Source organism: Xenorhabdus miraniensis, from assembly GCF_002632615.1.
In genome coordinates, this window is record NZ_NITZ01000011.1 from 21,881 (window position 1) to 41,096 (window position 19,216).

Genomic DNA, 19,216 nt, shown 5'->3' on the forward strand with positions numbered 1-19,216 from the left:
TTACCTACGGGAATGTCATCGAGGAGTTTTTTGCCAACGAGTATAACGTTTGCCGGTACGGTGCCGATATAACTTTACTATTGATGTAATTCAGTAACGCTTATGTCTGTTTGGTGATTTAAACGAGGAAATACATGCAACAACACTCCCCTCTCGTGACTTTGCGCGAACTTGCCCAAGCTGCGGCGGAAAAAGCCGCATCACAACTTGCACAAATCAGGCAAAGTCACCAACAAATGGAGCAACAACTCGCGGCGTTAATGAGTTATCAGGATGAATATCGTACCCGTTTGAACGACACTCTCAGCAGTGGCATGTCCTGCTCAACCTGGCAAAATTATCAGCAGTTTATGAAAACGCTGGAAATGGCAATTGAACAGCACAGATTACAGCTCAATCAGTGGAAAAAACGACTTGAGCAAGCCATGTCACAATGGCAGGAAAAACAGCAGCGTCTGAACGCCTTCAACACACTGCAACAACGGGCAGAGCATAATTTGAAGTTACACCAGAACCGCATGGAGCAAAAACAAATGGACGAGTACGCACAACGTGGTGCACAACGGAGAATGAAACAATGAATCTCACTCTTTTGCCTACTGATTTAAAACTCACGAATAAAGGCCCGGAAAAAAGTCTGCCGACTTTAAATGAACCCGCGAACGGTAACCCTTCCTCTCAATTTGGGCAACTTCTCAATGCAGAAACAGCCTCTATGCGGAAGCACACTGCTCAGGCGGATAAAAATAGTCTGAAAGAGGGAAAATCTGCTGCTGACAAAACAGCGCAGGGCGAATGGTCACCATTGCAGCCTGCATCAGATAATGCGGTGGTCACAGATAAGTTGCAGGCGGAAGTTGCCTTACAAGAAAACCGTGCCGAATTTGCCGTATTGAAAGATGAAGATCTTTTGTCAGCCGAAGCGTTAAGTGCTGTTATTCCGATCCAAATTGCCGGGCTGGTCACTCCTTCTGCAAATTCTGCGGCTTTTCAAGAAAGTACAGATGGCTTAATGGAAAATAGCTTGCTGGATGATGAAAACAGTGTTGTCCAGACGTTACTGGGCAACGATATCAAAGACACCAAAGTTGCCGGCACAGATCTTTCTGAACAATCTCTCTCTGAACAATCTAAAGAGACGGCACCAGACAGAGCTATCCAATTTTCTGCTGCACAAGATATTGCACTCAGTAACAAAACAGAGAACTCTGCCGACGCTCGTCCTGTGCTCACACCAATCGCCGATCAAGTAAAACTGGCTGCCACTAATAAAGCAGGGTATGACAATACTCTCTCCAAAAATATTTCTTCAGACCATATTTCTTCGAACAATATTTTTTCAAACAATATTTCTTCAAAAAACAGTGGCAAGGAGCTGAATCTGCTTCAAATGGCAATTCAGGGCGCTCCTGCGTTGACGGCAGCTACAATAGAAACCGCTTCCATCGACTCACCTGCGGTATTGGCAGCTTCTCCCCTGCTTTCAGGCGGGCAACAAGCAACGGGTCAATTTCAGTTGAATAGCACAACTGCGCCTTTATTGAGTGCCCATCTTGGCAGCGAAGAATGGCAACAACAACTCAATCAGCACGTGTTGTTCTTTAACCGTAATGGATTGCGACAGGCTGAGCTTCGTTTACATCCTCAAGAACTGGGGGCACTGCATGTCCGCATGAGTGTTGAAGATAATCAGGCACAATTGCACTTTGTTTCTGCTCATCAGAATGTTCGTGCTGCTCTGGAAGCTGCTTTGCCGGGACTTCGCCACTCACTGGCAGAAAGTGGCATTCAATTGGCTCAAAGCAGTGTCAGTAGTGATGCCCAAGGGAACTGGCAACAAGAACATCACGCCAGTAACCAAGCTAATAACCAGAATAGTGATCATTCCAACTCCCATGCCAATACTCAACGTCATGGTTTAGTGGCCTCAACCGGAGTTACCGCTGCTCATGATTCAGCCATCAGGCTGACACCTCAGCAACTCGCCTCAACCCGGGGAGGTGTTGATACTTTTGCCTGATTATTCACCTAATTTCAGGATGCACTGTAATAAAATGAAAAAGGGCCGATAACAAACGTGTGAGTTAATGGTTTTTTCTCCGTTTGTTCCCGCTATTGCCGGAACAAAGACGCGGGATAATTGATATCGATTTTGATGGATAAGGAGATCCGCCACGGAATGCGCGGCGACTTATCCGCAACGAAAAACAGGAATTTGTCTGTCCATGTCTGATTATAGCTACGAGCATAAACGCACAAATCCAATTTGGATGATACTGCTAATACTGATCGCTGTTCTTGGTGCCGCCATCGGAGGGTATAGCTGGTGGACAATGAGCCAGTCAGCCAATAACAGCTCAGAAAAAACCAAAGTCATCAATGCCCCTGTATTTATGAACTTGGAGCCTTTTACCGTCAATTTGATCGATGACGAAGATCATTTCGACCGCGTCCTGTATGTTGGCGTGACATTACGCCTGTCTGACGAAAAAACCCGTCAGCGACTCCATGATTATCTGCCAGAAATTCGTAGCCGTATGTTGCTGTTATTATCTCGCCAAAAAGCCACCGAACTGGCAAAAGATGACGGCAAAATGCGTTTGGTGGCAGAAATCAAACAGACATTAAACCCGACACTAATACCCGGTGAGTCTGATCAGGAAATCACCGATGTGTTGTTTACCACGTTTATTCTGCGATAATCACAATGAGTGACAATATTCTTTCACAGGCAGAGATCGATGCTCTGCTCAATGGTGACAGTGCCTCTGCTGATGACGTAGAACAAACTGCGTCTGGAGAAAATGAGGTTCGACCTTACGATCCCAATACACAACGTCGTGTTGTACGCGAACGTTTGCAGTCACTGGAAATCATCAATGAACGTTTTGCCCGCCAATTCAGGATGGGGCTGTTTAACATGCTGCGCCGCAGCCCGGATATTACGGTCGGTGCCATCAAAGTTCAGCCTTATCACGAATTTGCCCGCAATCTGGCCGTGCCAACCAATCTCAATCTGGTTCACCTGAAACCATTAAGAGGAACCGCACTATTCGCTTTCGAGCCAAGCTTAGTTTATATCGCTGTTGATAACCTCTTCGGGGGTGATGGTCGTTTTCCAACCAAGGTGGAAGGCCGTGAATTTACCTATACCGAACAGCGGATCATCAACCGAATGCTGAAACTGGCGCTGGATGCCTATCGTGACGCCTGGGATTCTATCTTTAAACTTGAAGTGGAATATGTGCGTTCCGAAACGCAGATAAAATTCACCAATATCACCACCTCACCGAACGATATCGTGGTTACCACACCGTTTCAGGTGGAGATCGGTGCATTGACCGGCGAATTCAACATCTGTATTCCATTCGCCATGATCGAACCCCTGCGCGAACGCCTGACCAATCCACCAGTGGAAAATGTCCGTCAGGAAGAGGGATTGTGGCGTGAAAGTCTGGTGAAACAAGTTCAGCATTCAGAATTAGAGCTGGTTGCAAACTTTGTTGATATCCCACTGCGGCTGTCAAGGATACTCGAACTGAAAAGTGGCGATGTTTTGCCGATTGAAAAACCTGAACGCCTAATCGTTCACGTTGATGGTGTGCCTGTGCTCACCAGTCAATATGGAACACTAAACGGGCAGTATGCCCTGCGTGTTGAACACCTGATTAACCCTGTTTTAACTGCTCTGGATGAGGAAAAGCCCAATGAGTGATGCTAAACAACCCGCAGATAACGGATCGACTGACGATATGTGGGCAGAAGCGCTGGAACAACAGGCCGCACAGCAAACCTCTGACGGCGGCGCGTCAATTTTTGAGAATCTGGAACCGCAGGATGCACTTGCCCAGCTCTCCGATATTGATCTGATCATGGATATTCCCGTTAAGCTCTCGGTTGAGCTGGGACGTACCAAAATGACTATCAAACAACTGCTGAAACTGTCACAAGGGTCAGTCGTCCCTCTTGATGGTCTGGCAGGTGAGCCACTGGATATTCTGATCAATGGCTATTTGATTGCACAGGGAGAAGTGGTTGTCGTATCCGATAAATACGGTATCCGTATCACGGATATCATCACTCCTTCTGAGCGTATGCGTCGTTTGAGTCGTTAACTATGATGGCGAACCAGCCTTCCCTTAATGTTTCTTTTCAACGTGGTACGGCATCTGATGCCGTACCCGTTAATACGACAGGCAATACCGAACCTCTCCCGGCCGGCCAGACACTGATGCAGATCAGCAGCGCGCTGGGGGGGATTTTATTGCTGATTTTCTTCATGACATGGCTAGTTCGCCGTTTAGGTCTTGCCCCAGCCAGAAACAAAAATCATCGATTGCTGAATGTTAAGGCGAGCTGTTCTCTCGGGCCGAAAGAGCGGGTCGTGGTGGTGGAAGTCGAAGACAACTGGCTGGTACTGGGTGTGACATCCCAGCAAATCAATATGCTGCATCAAATGCCTGCGCCACCTGATCACGCGGGAAAGGATGCCGCACTCACGTCACTGCCATTCGGCCAGATGTTGAAAAATACGCTCCAGCGAAAAAGCAAGAACGACAAGGACGATGATGAAAAATAGCGTTTTCTTTATGACTGGCAAAAAATTTGTCTCACAGCTTAATATGATGCGTTTGGCAACTCTGTTTATGGCACTCTTACTGCCACTGTTCCCCATGAACGCCGCTGCCGAGTTGCCCGGCATCATCAGCCAGCCTTTACCCAACGGCGGACAAAGCTGGTCACTGCCAGTCCAAACCCTAATTTTCATCACAGCTTTGGGGTTCATTCCTGCGGCTTTGCTGATGATGACCAGTTTTACCCGCATTATTATTGTTCTGGGCTTACTGCGTAACGCACTGGGAACACCGTCTGCGCCCCCTAACCAAGTGATGCTGGGCCTAGCCCTGTTTATGACGTTTTTCATCATGGCACCGGTATTTGACAAGGTTTACCAAGACGCTTACCTGCCCTACAGTGAAGATAAGATCACACTGGAAGCCGCGCTGGATAACGGTTCGAAGCCTCTGCGCCAATTCATGTTGCGCCAGACACGAGAAAACGATTTGGCTCTGTTTGCCCGCCTTGCAAACCAAGACGCCTTTGAAACTGCGGACTCTGTGCCAATGCGTGTGCTCGTCCCTGCATTTATTACCAGCGAATTAAAGACGGCATTCCAGATTGGTTTTACCCTCTTCATTCCGTTCCTGATCATCGATCTGGTTGTTGCCAGTGTGCTAATGGCCTTGGGGATGATGATGGTTCCGCCTGCCACCATATCGCTGCCGTTTAAGCTGATGCTGTTTGTCTTGGTGGATGGCTGGCAATTGTTGCTTGGCTCACTGGCGCAAAGTTTTTACGTCTAGCGTGGATCTATTGGAAAAAGATTAAAAAAAACGGTTTAAGAAAATTATGACTCCAGAATCGGTAATGGGCCTTGGTGTTGAGGCAATGAAAGTCGCGTTGGCATTAGCTGCCCCACTTCTTTTGTCTGCTTTGATTTGTGGCTTGATCATCAGCTTATTGCAAGCGGCAACGCAGGTAAACGAAATGACTTTATCGTTTATTCCGAAAATCCTGGCCGTTGTCGTTACTATCATTATCGCGGGGCCATGGATGCTGAACTTGCTTCTGGACTATATGCGTACATTGTTTAGCAGCATTCCGGCTATGATCGGTTAACCATGATCCCGTTCGATAGCGAAACGCTCTCCCGCCTTGTCAGTGATTTTTTCTGGCCATTGGTACGTCTATTGGCGCTGTTTAGCATAGCGCCAATTTTCAGTGAAAAACAGATGCCGATAAAAGTCAGAATAGGCTTGGCGTTAGCTATCACCGCCTTATTGGTTCCGGGTCTTCCTTCTTCCCAAATTCCTGTTTTTTCCGTCCCCGGCATTTGGGTTCTGATACAACAAATATTGATCGGTATGGCTTTGGGATTAACCATTCAGGTTGCTTTTGCGGTGGTACGACATGCCGGTGAAGTGCTTGGTTTACAAATGGGGCTTTCATTCGCCACATTCTTTGATCCTACCGGTGGCCCGAATATGCCTATTTTAGCTCGGATTCTGAACATGCTGATGATGCTGCTGTTCTTAGCGTTTGACGGGCATTTATGGTTGCTGTCTATTCTGGCAGATACGTTTTATTCCATCCCCATTCAATCAACTCAATTGAATCCAAAAGGTTTTCTGTTATTAGCTCAAAGTGCCAGCCTGATCTTTGTCAATGGCATGATGCTTGCGATGCCAATGATTACTCTGCTCTTGGTTTTGAACCTCTCTTTAGGCATGTTGAACCGCATGACTCCCCAGCTTTCTGTATTTGTGGTCGGATTTCCCCTGACTCTGACAGTGGGTATTTTCACTCTTTCCCTGTTGTTCCCAATGCTGGTGCCATTTACAGAGCGGTTATTCGGAGAAATGTTCGACCGTTTAGCGGTGATTATTTATGAACTGATTTCCCAATAAACAGCTGTTTAATCACCTTGCCCTGATATGTTCTTCACCCATGCACCACAGCACCCGCAGTGACGATTAACCTCCCGATAATAAAAAATATCGACATACGGTATTTATTTCAGTTAACTTAATTTCATAAGGTTACTATTACAAAAAAGAACTATCATAAAGGAGAAATGAGCATGTTACATAACAACTCTTCACAAACTTCTTCAGCAGTTCGTAATAACCATTCTCTCTCCTCGCATACTTATCCTCTTAGTTCTCCTCAGCAAGCTATCTGGTTTGATCAGGCGATTCATCCCAATTCTTCCAACTACAATCTCAGCCTTTTCATCTGCATTGAAGGGGAGTTTAATGAAGCATTATTTGCCCGTGCCTTTGAAGCCGTTGTTTATTGCCATGACGCTTTGCGTTTGCAACTGATCGACACCCATGCTTTGCCCACTCAGAAGAGTGTTCATTCTCTCCCTGTGGTCGTGGATATACACGATTTTTCATCGTATCCAGACGCTGACATCAGAGCAAAACAATATATGGATGCCGAGTTCATGCGCCCATTTCACTTGGACGAGGCGCTGTGGCGTTCCAAATTATTGCGGGTCAGCAATACCTGCCGGTACTGGCAATTCTGCTGTCATCATTTGATCATTGATGGCACGGGTATATTCATACTCCTTGACAAAGTTATCAATGCCTATAACCACCTGATGAAAGGAGAAACACTGAACAACTCTGCTCACTCTTATCTTGATTTTATTACGGATAACCTCAACTATCTTGCTTCTGAACACTATTCACAGGACATGCAATTTTGGTTGAAACGTTATGAAAATCTGCCTCCTCCCTTACTCCAGCCTGTCAATTTCAATAACACCAAAAACCACAAACAAGCTAAACCCATTGCGTCTCAGCCTGTTCGTTGGCCAATCGACCAGACACTTTTTAAACGCATCGAAAAGGCGGTTGGCGGACGGGGATTACCCTTCCTGCATTTCATGTATGCCATTCTGGCCTGCTATTTCGCACGAACAGCAGATACAGACAGAATTGTCATCGGCAGTCCCTTGCACAACCGCAAAAATACGCGACAAAAGTGCACGATGGGAATGTTCGCAACCGTGATCCCCATTGGCATCACCCTCTCACCGGAGGATACGTTTCGTGATGTCATGCACAAAGCTGCAACCGAAATGAGTGTTTGCCATGAACATCAACGCTTTCCCATCGTAGAGTTCAACCGGCAACTACACACCCGGCAAAAAGCCGGGAATGCGCGATTATTTGATGTGACGTTATCTCTCGAACCGTTTAAAACAGATCTGCATATGGAAGGAGAGAACACCAGCGTCAAACTTTTCGACCTGCATTCTGGTGCCCCCTATCCGCTTTGTATCAGAATCAAACAATACATAAACACCGCCCGCCCTGAAGATACCGATTCCCCGATTTCCATTGAATTCTATTTTTCTCCTGATTACCTGAATATCACGGAAGTTATGGCGCTCCAGTCCCGTCTTGCCGTCTTGCTTGCTGCCGCTCTCACTTCTCTGGAGATCCCCTCTCTGGCGGATACAAAAATAGTCAATCTGCCTATCCTGCCCGACACTGAGCGCCAGCAAGTATTGGTGGATTTCAACGCCACCCAAGCAGAATTCCCGCAGGATACGCTGATTCATCAACTGTTCGAAACACAAGCGCAGCGTACACCGGATGCCATTGCCGTGGTCTTTGAAGGGCAATCGCTGAGCTACGATGAATTGAACAAACGTGCCAATCGTCTGGCACACCACCTAATTTCCCTTGGCGTTCGTCCTGATGATCGGGTGGCGATTTGTATTGAGCGCAGTCTGGAAATGGTGGTCGGCTTATTAGGTATCCTCAAGGCTGGTGGCGCGTTTGTGCCACTCGATCCGACTTATCCGGCCACGCGGCTGATCTATATGCTCAATGATTCAACCCCCGTGGCTCTGGTGACTCAGACGACAATTATTCAAACAATGGCGGCCGAAACGTGGAACAGTCATCTGCCAACCCTGCTACTTGATACTCCGGAATATTCTGTTTTGGGTGAAAGTTCGGAAGAAAACCCAGAGGTGCAAGCACTGGGGCTGACTTCCCGTCATCTGGCTTATGTCATTTATACCTCTGGCTCCACAGGGCAACCTAAAGGCGTCATGATCGAACATCGCAGTTTGGGTAATTTGATTACCACTCAGCAAGACACACTCGCCATCACTCCAGACAGCCGAATCTTGCAGTTTGCCTCAAACAGTTTCGATGCCTGTATTTGGGAATGTTATATGGCACTATTGGCGGGAGCTCGCCTCTACCTTGCCAAACGGGAGCATCTTCTGCCGGGAACAACGCTGACTCACTATTTAGAGACGCATGCCATTACTCACGCCCTCTTGTCCCCTACCGCTCTGGCAACAATGGATACCCTCCCGCCAACACTGCAAACCTTAATTGTGGGAGGGGAAGCATGTCCACCTACGCTGGTCAAACGCTGGGCAAAAGGACGGAAAATGCTCAATGCGTATGGCCCGACGGAAACCACCGTTTGTTCCACCATCTGCCAATGTAAGAGTCAGGAAGACATTAATAATCAGGAAGACATTGATAATCAGGAAGGCATTGATAATCAGGAAAATCATGCGCCGCCGATTGGTCATCCCATCGCCAATACCCAAATCTATATCCTTGACACTTACGGTCAACCCGTTCCACTGGGAGTCGTGGGGGAGATTTATATTGCTGGTGCCGGTGTTGCCCGCGGCTATCTGAACCGGCCCGAACTCACTGCCGAACGTTTTCTCGCCAATCCGTTCTCCTCTTCTGTGCACAGCCGACGTATGTACAAAACCGGTGATCTGGGGCGTTGGTTACACGATGGCAAGATTGAATATCTCGGCCGCAATGATTTTCAAATCAAACTGCGTGGGTTCCGCATTGAGCCGGGAGAGATCGAGGCAAGACTGCGGCAATGCCACGGCGTGCGTGAAGCTGTGGTGCTGACTGGCGAAAATCTTTCCGATGAAAATAGATCGGCGCCAAAACATCTGGTCGCCTATTTACTGCCTAAAGCGGATACTGAACTAGAGCCAATGGCATTGCGCCAACAGCTCGCTCAACATCTTGCCGAATACATGATACCCAGCGCCTTTGTGACACTTAATGCCTTTCCACTGACACCCAATGGCAAACTCGACCGTCAGGCTCTCCCCAAACCCGATCATACTGCAATTGTCACACGCAATTATCAGGCCCCTATCGGGGATGCAGAAACCACCCTGAGCCAAATCTGGCAAAGGTTGCTCGGAGTGAAACATGTCAGCCGCTACGATCATTTTTTCGAGCTTGGCGGGCATTCGCTGATAGCCGTTAGCCTGATCGAACAACTGCGCGATCTGGGATGGATTCTTAATATCCAGATTGTATTCACCAAGCCGATACTGAACGAGATGGCAAAAGCACTACTACCCGCTCAGGCGGATACAGTGCAGGGAAACAGGGGACAAAAAAATACGATGGTGTTCACTGCACCGCCCAATCTCATCCCTGACGGCTGTACTGCCATTACCCCCGACATGTTGACTTTAGTTTCCCTATCCCAACAAGAGATTGATGCCATCGCCGCCACTATTCCTGGTGGTGCTGTCAATATTCAGGATATCTATCCGCTCGCGCCATTGCAGGAAGGCATTTTGTTCCATTATCTGTTGCAGAAACAGGGAGATACTTACCTGCTACGCAACTTGCTTGCCTTCAACACCCGCGAACGGCTGGATGCCTTTCTGGCGGCTTTACAACAAGTCATTGACCGTCACGATATTCTGCACACATCAATCTACTGGCAGGGATTGGCCCAGCCGGTGCAAGTCGTCTGGCGGCAGGCATCTTTGAGCATTAATACGTTTTTACCGGATGGCGAACAGGATATCCTTTCCCAATTACTGTCACACACTGATCCCAATCAGTACCGCCTTGATGTGAGCCGGGCCCCGCTATTCTCAGCCGATATTGCCTATGATCCACATCAGGATGAGTGGTTACTGGCTTTGTGCATCCATCATTTAGCCTGTGATCATATAACACTGGAACGTATCATTAATGAAATCGGCACATTATTACGTAGCCATACGGTTAGCCATACGAACAGTGAGTATCTTGATAATCACCATTATGAAAAATTATCCCCGATATTATCTTATCGTCACTTTGTCGCCCAATCCTTGCAGACGCCAACCTCAGCTCACGAAGCCTATTTCCGTAACGTGCTCTCTGATGTAGATGCACCGACGGCGCCTTTTGGGATACTGGATATTCACAGTGGGAACAGGCAGATATCGGAGACCAAACAACCCATTGATGCGCTACTTGCCAAAGCTATCCGCACCCAGGCCCAACGTCAGGGTGTCAGCCCCAGTATATTGTTTCATGTTGCTCTGGCTCTGGTTCTGGCAAAAGTAAGTGGGCGTGATGATGTGGTCTTTGGCACGGTATTACTGGGACGCATGCAGGGCGGTACGGACATTGCTCAGGTCATGGGCCTGCTGATTAATACCTTACCCATTCGGATCAGGCTTACGGATAACAGCGCCCAGACGACCGTTCAAGAAACTTATCTCAGTCTGATGAAGTTGCTGGAGCACGAACAGGCAACACTAACGCAAGCCCAATATTGTAGCGGCGTAATACCACCTTTGCCGCTCTTCAATACCCTACTCAATTATCGTCACAGTCAATCAGAGACCACCTTTGCTAAATGGGAAGGCATACGTTTGCTGACGCAAGAAGAACGAATTAATTATCCTATCGGTTTGTTTGTCGATGATTGGGGTGATGGATTTAGTCTGGTTGCCCAAACCGTATCGGATATTGATCCGATTCGTCTGATCGGCTATATGACAACGGCTCTGGCGGGGTTGGTCGGAGCGCTGGAAACCTCCCCCCACCAGCCGATTTTGGATATTTCGATTTTGCCCGTTAGGGAACGTCAACAGTTGCTGGTGGATTTCAATAATACGGCAGCCGATTTCCCGCAAAGCACACTTATCCACCAGCAGTTTGAAAAGCAGGTGCAGCACAATCCTGATGCGATTGCTGTCACCTTTGAAGAACAATCATTGACATATGCTGAACTGAACCGTCAGGCCAATCGTTTAGCACATTATCTGATTGCCTTAGGTGTCCGCCCGGATGATCGGGTAGCGATTTGTTCTGAACGTAGCCTTGCCATGGTCGTGGGATTACTCGCTATCCTGAAAGCCGGCGGTGCCTATGTCCCGCTCGATCCAGGCTATCCTGCCGAACGACTGGCCTATCTACTTGAGGATGCGGCTCCTGTTGCCTTGCTCACCCAAACAACATTAACCAATCCGCTCGCCAGCACCGTACCGATTTTAGATCTCAATAATCTTGCATTCCTGATGGCGGACATGCCAACCAGCAACCCGGACCCCCAAACTTTCGGCCTAACACCACGCCATCTGGCCTATGTCATTTATACCTCTGGTTCGACGGGCGTGCCCAAAGGGGTAATGAATGAGCATCGCGGTGTCGTGAATGGTTTACTCTGGGCCCAGAAGACTTATCAATTCACCGCGCAGGATCGTGTCTTGCAGAAAACACCATTCAGTTTTGATGTTTCCGTTTGGGAGCTATTCCCGCCCCTGATGTTTGGCGCCCAATTAATTTTGGCTCACCCCGATGGCCATAAAGATCCGCACTATTTACTGTCCGAGATAGAAAAGCACAGGATTACTATCATCTATTTTGTGCCTGCCATGCTACAACGATTTCTCCATGCTATTCCCGCCGGACGCTGTCCTTCCCTGCGCCACATTTTATGCAGTGGTGAAGCATTTCCTTACATCTTGCAGCAACCCTGTCTGTCCCATTTTGCTCACTGCCAGTTACACAATTTATATGGTCCTACTGAGGCAGCGGTTCATGTTACCGCTTGGCAATGTGTGCCGGATCGTTATATCGGACGGATACCTATCGGGAAACCCATCGCCAATACCCAGATTTATCTTCTCGATAGCCACGGAAAACTGGTTCCAATAGGGGTTACCGGTGAGATTTACATTGGCGGAACCGGGGTCGCCCGCGGTTATCTGAATCTTCCAGCACTCACTGCAAGACACTTTATCTCTGATCCTTTTTCTTCAGATCCCGATGCCCGTCTATACAAAAGTGGCGATCTGGCTCGTTGGTTACCTGACGGGAATATTGAATATCTTGGTCGCAATGATTTTCAGGTCAAGATCCGCGGCTTCCGCATCGAACTTGGCGAGATTGAGACCCGGCTGGTGCAATGTCACGATGTGCACGAAGCCGTTGTGACTGCCCGGGAAGACATACCGGGCGAAAAACGTCTGGTTGCCTATCTCCTTGCTAAACCCAATACGACACTGGTGCCGGCAGAATTACGCCAGCAACTAGCCCAACACCTTGCCGAGTATATGCTGCCCAGTGCCTTTGTGACGCTTGATGCCTTTCCATTGACACCCAATGGCAAGCTCGACCGTCAGGCACTGCCAATACCCGACCAGACGGCACTCGTGACCCGTCACTATGAAGCCCCCATCGGAGATATGGAAATTAAACTGGCTGAGATTTGGCAAGAGCTGCTGAAATTGGAACAAGTTGGTCGTCATGATCATTTCTTTGAACTCGGTGGTCATTCCCTGCTCGCCATCCAACTTGCCGCGCGAATACGCCAGAAACTGGCGCGGGAATTACACTTGCAGCAACTCTTTTCTCACCCTGTTCTGTCCGATTTGGCTATCTTGCTCATCGACACGCCTGTGACAACCCAAATCGTTATTCCTGCTGCTGATCGCGGTCAGCCTCTGCCACTCTCTTTCTCCCAACAGCGTTTGTGGTTCCTTGCCCGCCTCAATACCAAAACCAATCTGGCCTATCATATCCCGATAGTCCTGCATCTCAGCGGGCACCTCGATCATACTGCGATTACGGCTGCGCTTGACCATCTTGTCAGCCGGCATGAAAGTCTGCGCACCCGTTTTGTCCTGATTGATGAGCAGCCTTACCAACATATCGACAGCGCAGATACGGGGTTTTCTCTGACCTGTCAGGATCTGCGCAGATTAGATGAAACTTCTCGCCTGGCCCGTATTAACGAATGGCTGGAACTCGAAACACAAACCCCGTTTGATTTTGCTAATGAGCCAATGGTTCGAGGTCAATTGCTGCAACTGTCTGATGAAGAGCATGTGCTGATTATTATCCAGCATCACATCATCACCGATGGCTGGTCGACCGGGATATTGCTCCGCGAACTGGGTGCTCTCTACCGTACCGCATCAGGAGAATATGGCGATCCTTTACCCCACCTTCCCATCCAGTACGCGGACTATGCCGTCTGGCAACAGAAATGGCTACAAGGTGAGGTTTTCACTGCCCAACGGGATTTCTGGCAAAAGCAGCTTCAAAACGCACCGACATTGCTGGCGCTCCCCATCGATCACCCACGCCCGCCAGAACAGAATTACAAAGGCGATCATGTCCCCGTTCACCTGAATGCTGATTTATTGTCTGCCCTCAAAGCACTCGGACAACGTCAGGATACAACGTTATTTATGACCCTGCTTACAGCCTGGAGCATCGTACTTGCCCGTTTAAGCGGACAGGACGATATCGTTATTGGCACCCCCGTCGCCAATCGCTCATTGAGTGACCTTGAGGGATTGATCGGCTTTTTTGTCAATACATTGCCTTTACGCGTCGAACTGGAACCGTGCGACTCTGTGGCAAATCTGCTCGCTCATGTCCGTGAGCGGGCACTGGCAGCCTATGCACATCAAGACCTGCCCTTTGAACAATTGGTGGAAACCCTACAACCTGAACGCAGCCTGAGTTACAACCCGATCTTTCAGGTTATGCTGGCCCTGAATAATACTTCTACACTAAATAATACATCCACACAGGCCCTTGAATTGCCGGGTTTATCTGTTTCGTTGATGGACCCACCACACCACAGTGCCTATTTTGACCTGACGCTGGCTCTGACCGAAACCCAAGATAACATCAGTGGTTATCTGGAATACGCGTCAAGCCTATTCGAGCGGAAGACGATTGAACGCATGGTGAGTTATTTCACTAATGTGCTGACAGCCATGACAACCGATGAGACACAAGCCATTGCACGCTTACCGATATTATCCGTGGCAGAACGCCAACAGTTATTGGTCGGTTTCAATACCACGCCATCTTTGCAAGATACGGTTGCCGATTTTTCACAAGATACGTTGATTCACCAATTGTTCGAAACGCAAGTACAACGCACACCAGATGCAGCGGCGGTAATTTTTGAAGCGCAATCCTTGAGTTATGACGAACTGAACCAACGCGCCAATCAACTGGCACACAGCCTGATTGCTTTTGGTGTACTCCCTGATGATCGTGTCGCAATTCATGTTGAACGGGGTTTGGATATGATCATTGGCCTGTTCGGGATCTTAAAAGCCGGGGCCGGTTACATTCCACTTGATCCAGACTATCCCATTGAACGGTTGGTTTATCAGTTATCGGACAGCAAACCGGCAATACTGTTGACCCAAAAACATTTACAAACACGCTTACCAATACAAGATATCCCCATCTGGCTGTTAGATGATGAAATTCATCAAGAGAACATGCAGAAACAGCCGACCTCTAACCCTGACAGCCAGCAGACAGGGCTTCAACCGCACCATCTGGCCTATATCATCTACACCTCAGGTTCAACCGGCAATCCCAAAGGCGTTATGTTGGAACATCACAATGTCGTGAGTCTTATTCATGCCCATTGTCAGGTGAGTGAACCCCGTCTGGGCGATCGTATCCTGCAATTTGTGACCTTCGCGTTTGATATTTCAGTGTCAGATATTTTCCCTACTCTGGCATCGGGCGCTACGCTGGTTCTGCGGCCATCCCATATCAAAATACCGGATAGCGCTTTTGTCGATTTTCTGCGTGAACAGAAAGTGACGATCATCAATGTACCAACCGCCTTCTGGCACCATTGGGTACAAGAAATGAAGGCAGGACGCGGCGGTTTCAGCCCCTATATACGCATCGTTATTGTCGGGGGTGATAAAGTGGAGCACCGCTATTTAATGGATTGGTTCTCATGCCCAGAAACCCAATCCTACCGCTGGTTCAACGCCTATGGCCCCACCGAAATTACCATCACGGCCACAGCCATAGCGATAGATAAAGAAATGATGACAGATAACAAATCTATGCCTCCCATCACCAACAACATTCCGATTGGCCGGCCCCTGTCCAATACCCGTATCTATATTTTAGATGCTCTTGGTCAGCCGGTTCCTATCGGCGTCAGTGGCGAAATCTATATCGGAGGCATGGGCGTCGCCCGGGGTTATGCAAACCAACCAGAACTGACAGCAGAGAAATTTGTTACCGATCCCTTTAGCGAACGTCCCAACGCCCGTATGTATAAGACCGGCGATTTAGCCCGCTGGCGATCTGACGGCAATATCGAATACCTTGGTCGCAATGATTTTCAGGTCAAGCTGCGCGGTTTCCGTATCGAACTGGGGGAAATCGAAACCAGATTGATGCAGTGTCACGGCGTGCGTGAAGCTATCGTGCTTGCTCGCGAGGATGCTTCTTATGAAAAAACAGGAGGGGATAAACGTCTTGTGGCTTATCTGATCGCTGAACCGAATACGAAGCTGGTGCCGGCAGAACTGCGCCAGCAACTCGCACAGCACCTTGCCGACTACATGTTACCCAGTGCATTTGTGACACTGGATGCTTTTCCGCTGGCCCCCAATGGCAAACTCAACCGCCAGGCGTTGCCGATGCCGGATCAGGCGTCTATCGTGACTCACACTTATGCAGTCCCGCTTGGTGACAGGGAAATCGCGTTAGCCGAAATCTGGCAGGCATTATTAGGGTTGGAAAAAGTCGGGCGTTATGACCATTTCTTTGAGCTGGGTGGTCATTCTCTGATGGTCATCAGCCTGATCGAACGGCTGCGTAACCAAGGCTGGCACCTTGATATTCGTACCGTGTTTTCCACACCAACACTGGCTGAAATGGCGAAAATCATGCAGGGCATCGGGGATAATACAACCTCGTTCACCGTGCCGCCCAATCTCATCCCTGATGGTTGCACTGCCATCACGCCTGATATGCTGCCGCTGGTTTCCCTGACACAACATGAAATTGATACTATCGCTGCCACGATCCCCGACGGTATGACCAACATTCAGGATATTTATCCACTTGCACCATTACAGGAAGGCATGCTGTTCCACCATCTCCTGCAAACACAGGGAGATGTTTATCTGCTGCACCTCTTGTTCGCTTTCGACACCCGCGAACGCCTTGATACTTTTCTGGCGGCATTACAACAGATCATTAACCGCCATGATATTCTGCGTACTGCCTTCTGCTGGCAAGGTTTAGCACAGCCGGTGCAAGTTGTCTGGCGTCAGGCATCCCTGCACATCAACACCTTTGTACCAGACGGCGATAAAGACGTGTCGTCTCAATTACTGGCACATACCGATCCTTGCCGGCATCGCATCAATATAAGCCAGGCTCCGCTATTATCTGCTGACATTGCCCACGATCCGCAGCAAGGGGAATGGTTGCTGGCTCTCTGCTGTCACCACATAATCAATGACCATATTTCGTTGGATCTTATCATTGCCGAAATCAACGAACTGCTGCACCACCGTACCGGGCACTTATCTCCTGTATTGCCGCCTGTACTGCCTTACCGCAATTTTATTGCCCAGTCTTTGCGGGTGCCGATGTCAGACCACGAAACCTATTTTCGTAGAGTACTCGCTGATGTGAATACACCGACTGCGCCCTTCGGAATACGGGATGTACACAGTGGAGGCAGATCGGCAACGGAGGTTATCAAGCCACTTAATGCAGCACTCGCCAGAGCTATCCGCAAACAGGCGCGCCAGCAGGGGGTTAGTCCCGGAGTGCTATTCCATGTCGCGTTGGCACAAGTTCTGGCAAAAATAAGCGGACGAGATGATATCGTCTTCGGCACGGTCTTGCTGGGACGTATGCAGGGAAGCGTTGACATTGAGCGGATTCCGGGACTATTCATCAATACCCTGCCTGTCCGAATCTCACTTGCAGGGAACAGCGTACAAGAAACCGTGCAAACTGCTTACCGCAATTTGACACAGTTACTTGAACACGAACAGGCACCATTAGCACTGGCTCAGCGCTGTAGTGCTGTAAAGCCTCCCCTGCCGCTCTTTAACACACTCCTTAACTATCGCCATAGCCAACCGAGTGTCACCAACACCCTATGGGAAGGTATACGTCTGGTAACAGGGCGAGAAAGAACCAGCTATCCCCTCTATCTGGCTGTAGATGATTTGGGTAAAGGTTTCCTGTTGACGGCTCAGGTTGTATCAGGTCTCGATCCGACACGACTGATTACTGATATAACCACCGCCCTGACTGATTTGGTGGAAACATTGGAAAGAGATCCCCTGCGTTCCATCATGAGCATTTCCACTTTACCCGCCGCAGAACGTCAGCAATTACTGGCCGATTTCAACGCCATTCAGGCTGATTTACCGCAAGATACACTGACATCAAGCCAATCTGCTGTTGTAACAACGTCCGGTTACGAAGCGCCTTTCGGTGATGTGGAGGTTGCGCTGGCTGAGATCTGGCAGAAGTTGCTGAAACGGGAACAGGTAGGCCGCCATGACAATTTCTTTGCGTTGGGAGGCCATTCACTGATAGCAATACAATTGTTGGCTCGTATGCGTGAGAAAAATATGGAAATTCCATTGGCAACATTGTTCACTCATCCCACATTATGTGAATTAGCCAGAGTTATAAGCCAAAATCACTCACCTTATTGAATAACTCCAACAACTATCGTTCAGGAATAAAATAAAATTAGGTGGCTCCACAATTTGTGGAGCCACCTTTCGACCACTTATTTAATGGACAATATCGTTAGCTAAAATTGGGTTGACCATTGGATGCGGTTACTCCGCCATCTATCGGCAGGTTCACACCATTAATGAAACTGGCATCTTCACTCGCCAAAAATGCTATGGCGGCTGCAACTTCGGAAGGTTGACCTGCCCTTTTCAACGGAATACGACTATCGAAGTGTTTCAGGGTTTCGTCGTCAAAACAAGCGACCATCGGCGTCAATACTAAACTTGGGCAAACCGCATTGACGCGAATACCCTGTGAGCCATAATCCAGTGCCATGGCACGCGTTAAATTCACCACAGCGCCTTTCGCTGCACAATAGTGAGCATTGCCCCAATCTCCCCCTACCCCGGATACAGAGGCGTTATTGACAATACACCCTTTGCTTTCCAGCAAATGAGGTAAAGCAAAATAGCTACAATTGAGTACGCCATTGAGGTTTGTAGCCAGGACTGCATTACCGTCTTCTTGTGAAGTACTCAATAAGTCGCCCACAACATACAAACCCGCATTGTTGACCAGAATGTCTATCCGGCCAAAATGACTGACCGTTTCATCAACCATATTTTTGACCGATTCCCGATCTGCAACATCAGTCTGAATCACCAACGCCTTGTCCGATGACAACTCACTGAGTACACGATTAAGCTTGTCAGTATCCCGTCCAGCCAATACAACAATAGCTCCCTCTTGTGAAAAGCGTTTTGCTGTAGCCTCCCCAATACCGCTTCCTGCGCCGGTAATAATGACAACCTTATCCTCAAAACGAATCATGTTATTGCCCTCAC

General features: G+C 48.6%; 11 protein-coding genes. 10 read left to right on the forward strand and 1 reads right to left on the reverse strand.

The annotated features are described in order from the left end of the window. Positions 1-134: 134 nt before the first annotated feature. The 10 genes from fliJ (at position 135) to Xmir_RS11810 (ending at position 18,346) form a co-directional block, all read left to right on the forward strand. Positions 135-581, forward strand: coding sequence for a flagellar export protein FliJ (gene fliJ / locus Xmir_RS11765; protein ID WP_099114439.1), 447 nt, complete (start codon positions 135-137; stop codon positions 579-581). Continuing rightward, the gene (locus Xmir_RS11770) at positions 578-2,020 is read left to right on the forward strand and encodes a flagellar hook-length control protein FliK (protein ID WP_099114440.1); all 1,443 of its coding nucleotides are present in this window, start codon (positions 578-580) and stop codon (positions 2,018-2,020) included. The genes fliJ and Xmir_RS11770 overlap by 4 nt, the downstream gene beginning before the upstream one ends. 205 nt (positions 2,021-2,225) lie before the next feature. Beyond that, positions 2,226-2,702, forward strand: a complete 477-nt coding sequence (gene fliL, locus Xmir_RS11775; RefSeq protein ID WP_099114441.1) for a flagellar basal body-associated protein FliL — start codon at positions 2,226-2,228, stop codon at positions 2,700-2,702. Positions 2,703-2,707: 5 nt separating this feature from the next. Continuing rightward, entirely contained in the window at positions 2,708-3,715 is a 1,008-nt protein-coding gene (gene fliM, locus Xmir_RS11780; protein WP_099114442.1) for a flagellar motor switch protein FliM, read from the forward strand. Then, the gene (fliN, locus tag Xmir_RS11785; protein ID WP_047963292.1) at positions 3,708-4,115 is read left to right on the forward strand and encodes a flagellar motor switch protein FliN; all 408 of its coding nucleotides are present in this window, start codon (positions 3,708-3,710) and stop codon (positions 4,113-4,115) included. The genes fliM and fliN overlap by 8 nt, the downstream gene beginning before the upstream one ends. Before the next feature lie 2 nt (positions 4,116-4,117). After that, a complete protein-coding gene (fliO, locus tag Xmir_RS11790) occupies positions 4,118-4,579 on the forward strand; it encodes a flagellar biosynthetic protein FliO (protein ID WP_099114443.1) in 462 nt (153 codons plus the stop codon). 46 nt (positions 4,580-4,625) lie between these two features. Continuing rightward, positions 4,626-5,363, forward strand: coding sequence for a flagellar type III secretion system pore protein FliP (gene fliP, locus Xmir_RS11795; RefSeq protein ID WP_099114524.1), 738 nt, complete (start codon positions 4,626-4,628; stop codon positions 5,361-5,363). Positions 5,364-5,409: 46 nt separating this feature from the next. After that, positions 5,410-5,679: a flagellar biosynthesis protein FliQ gene (fliQ, locus tag Xmir_RS11800; RefSeq protein WP_099114444.1), complete on the forward strand. Its 270-nt coding sequence runs from the start codon at positions 5,410-5,412 to the stop codon at positions 5,677-5,679. A 2-nt stretch (positions 5,680-5,681) separates the two neighbouring features. Then, a complete protein-coding gene (gene fliR, locus Xmir_RS11805) occupies positions 5,682-6,467 on the forward strand; it encodes a flagellar biosynthetic protein FliR (protein WP_099114445.1) in 786 nt (261 codons plus the stop codon). Between the two features lie 167 nt (positions 6,468-6,634). After that, positions 6,635-18,346, forward strand: coding sequence for a non-ribosomal peptide synthetase (locus Xmir_RS11810; RefSeq protein ID WP_099114446.1), 11,712 nt, complete (start codon positions 6,635-6,637; stop codon positions 18,344-18,346). Positions 18,347-18,443: 97 nt separating this feature from the next. Here Xmir_RS11810 and budC read toward each other — a convergent pair whose 3' ends face one another. After that, positions 18,444-19,202: a meso-2,3-butanediol dehydrogenase gene (gene budC / locus Xmir_RS11815; RefSeq protein ID WP_208620425.1), complete on the reverse strand. Its 759-nt coding sequence runs from the start codon at positions 19,200-19,202 to the stop codon at positions 18,444-18,446. Positions 19,203-19,216: the final 14 nt, after the last annotated feature.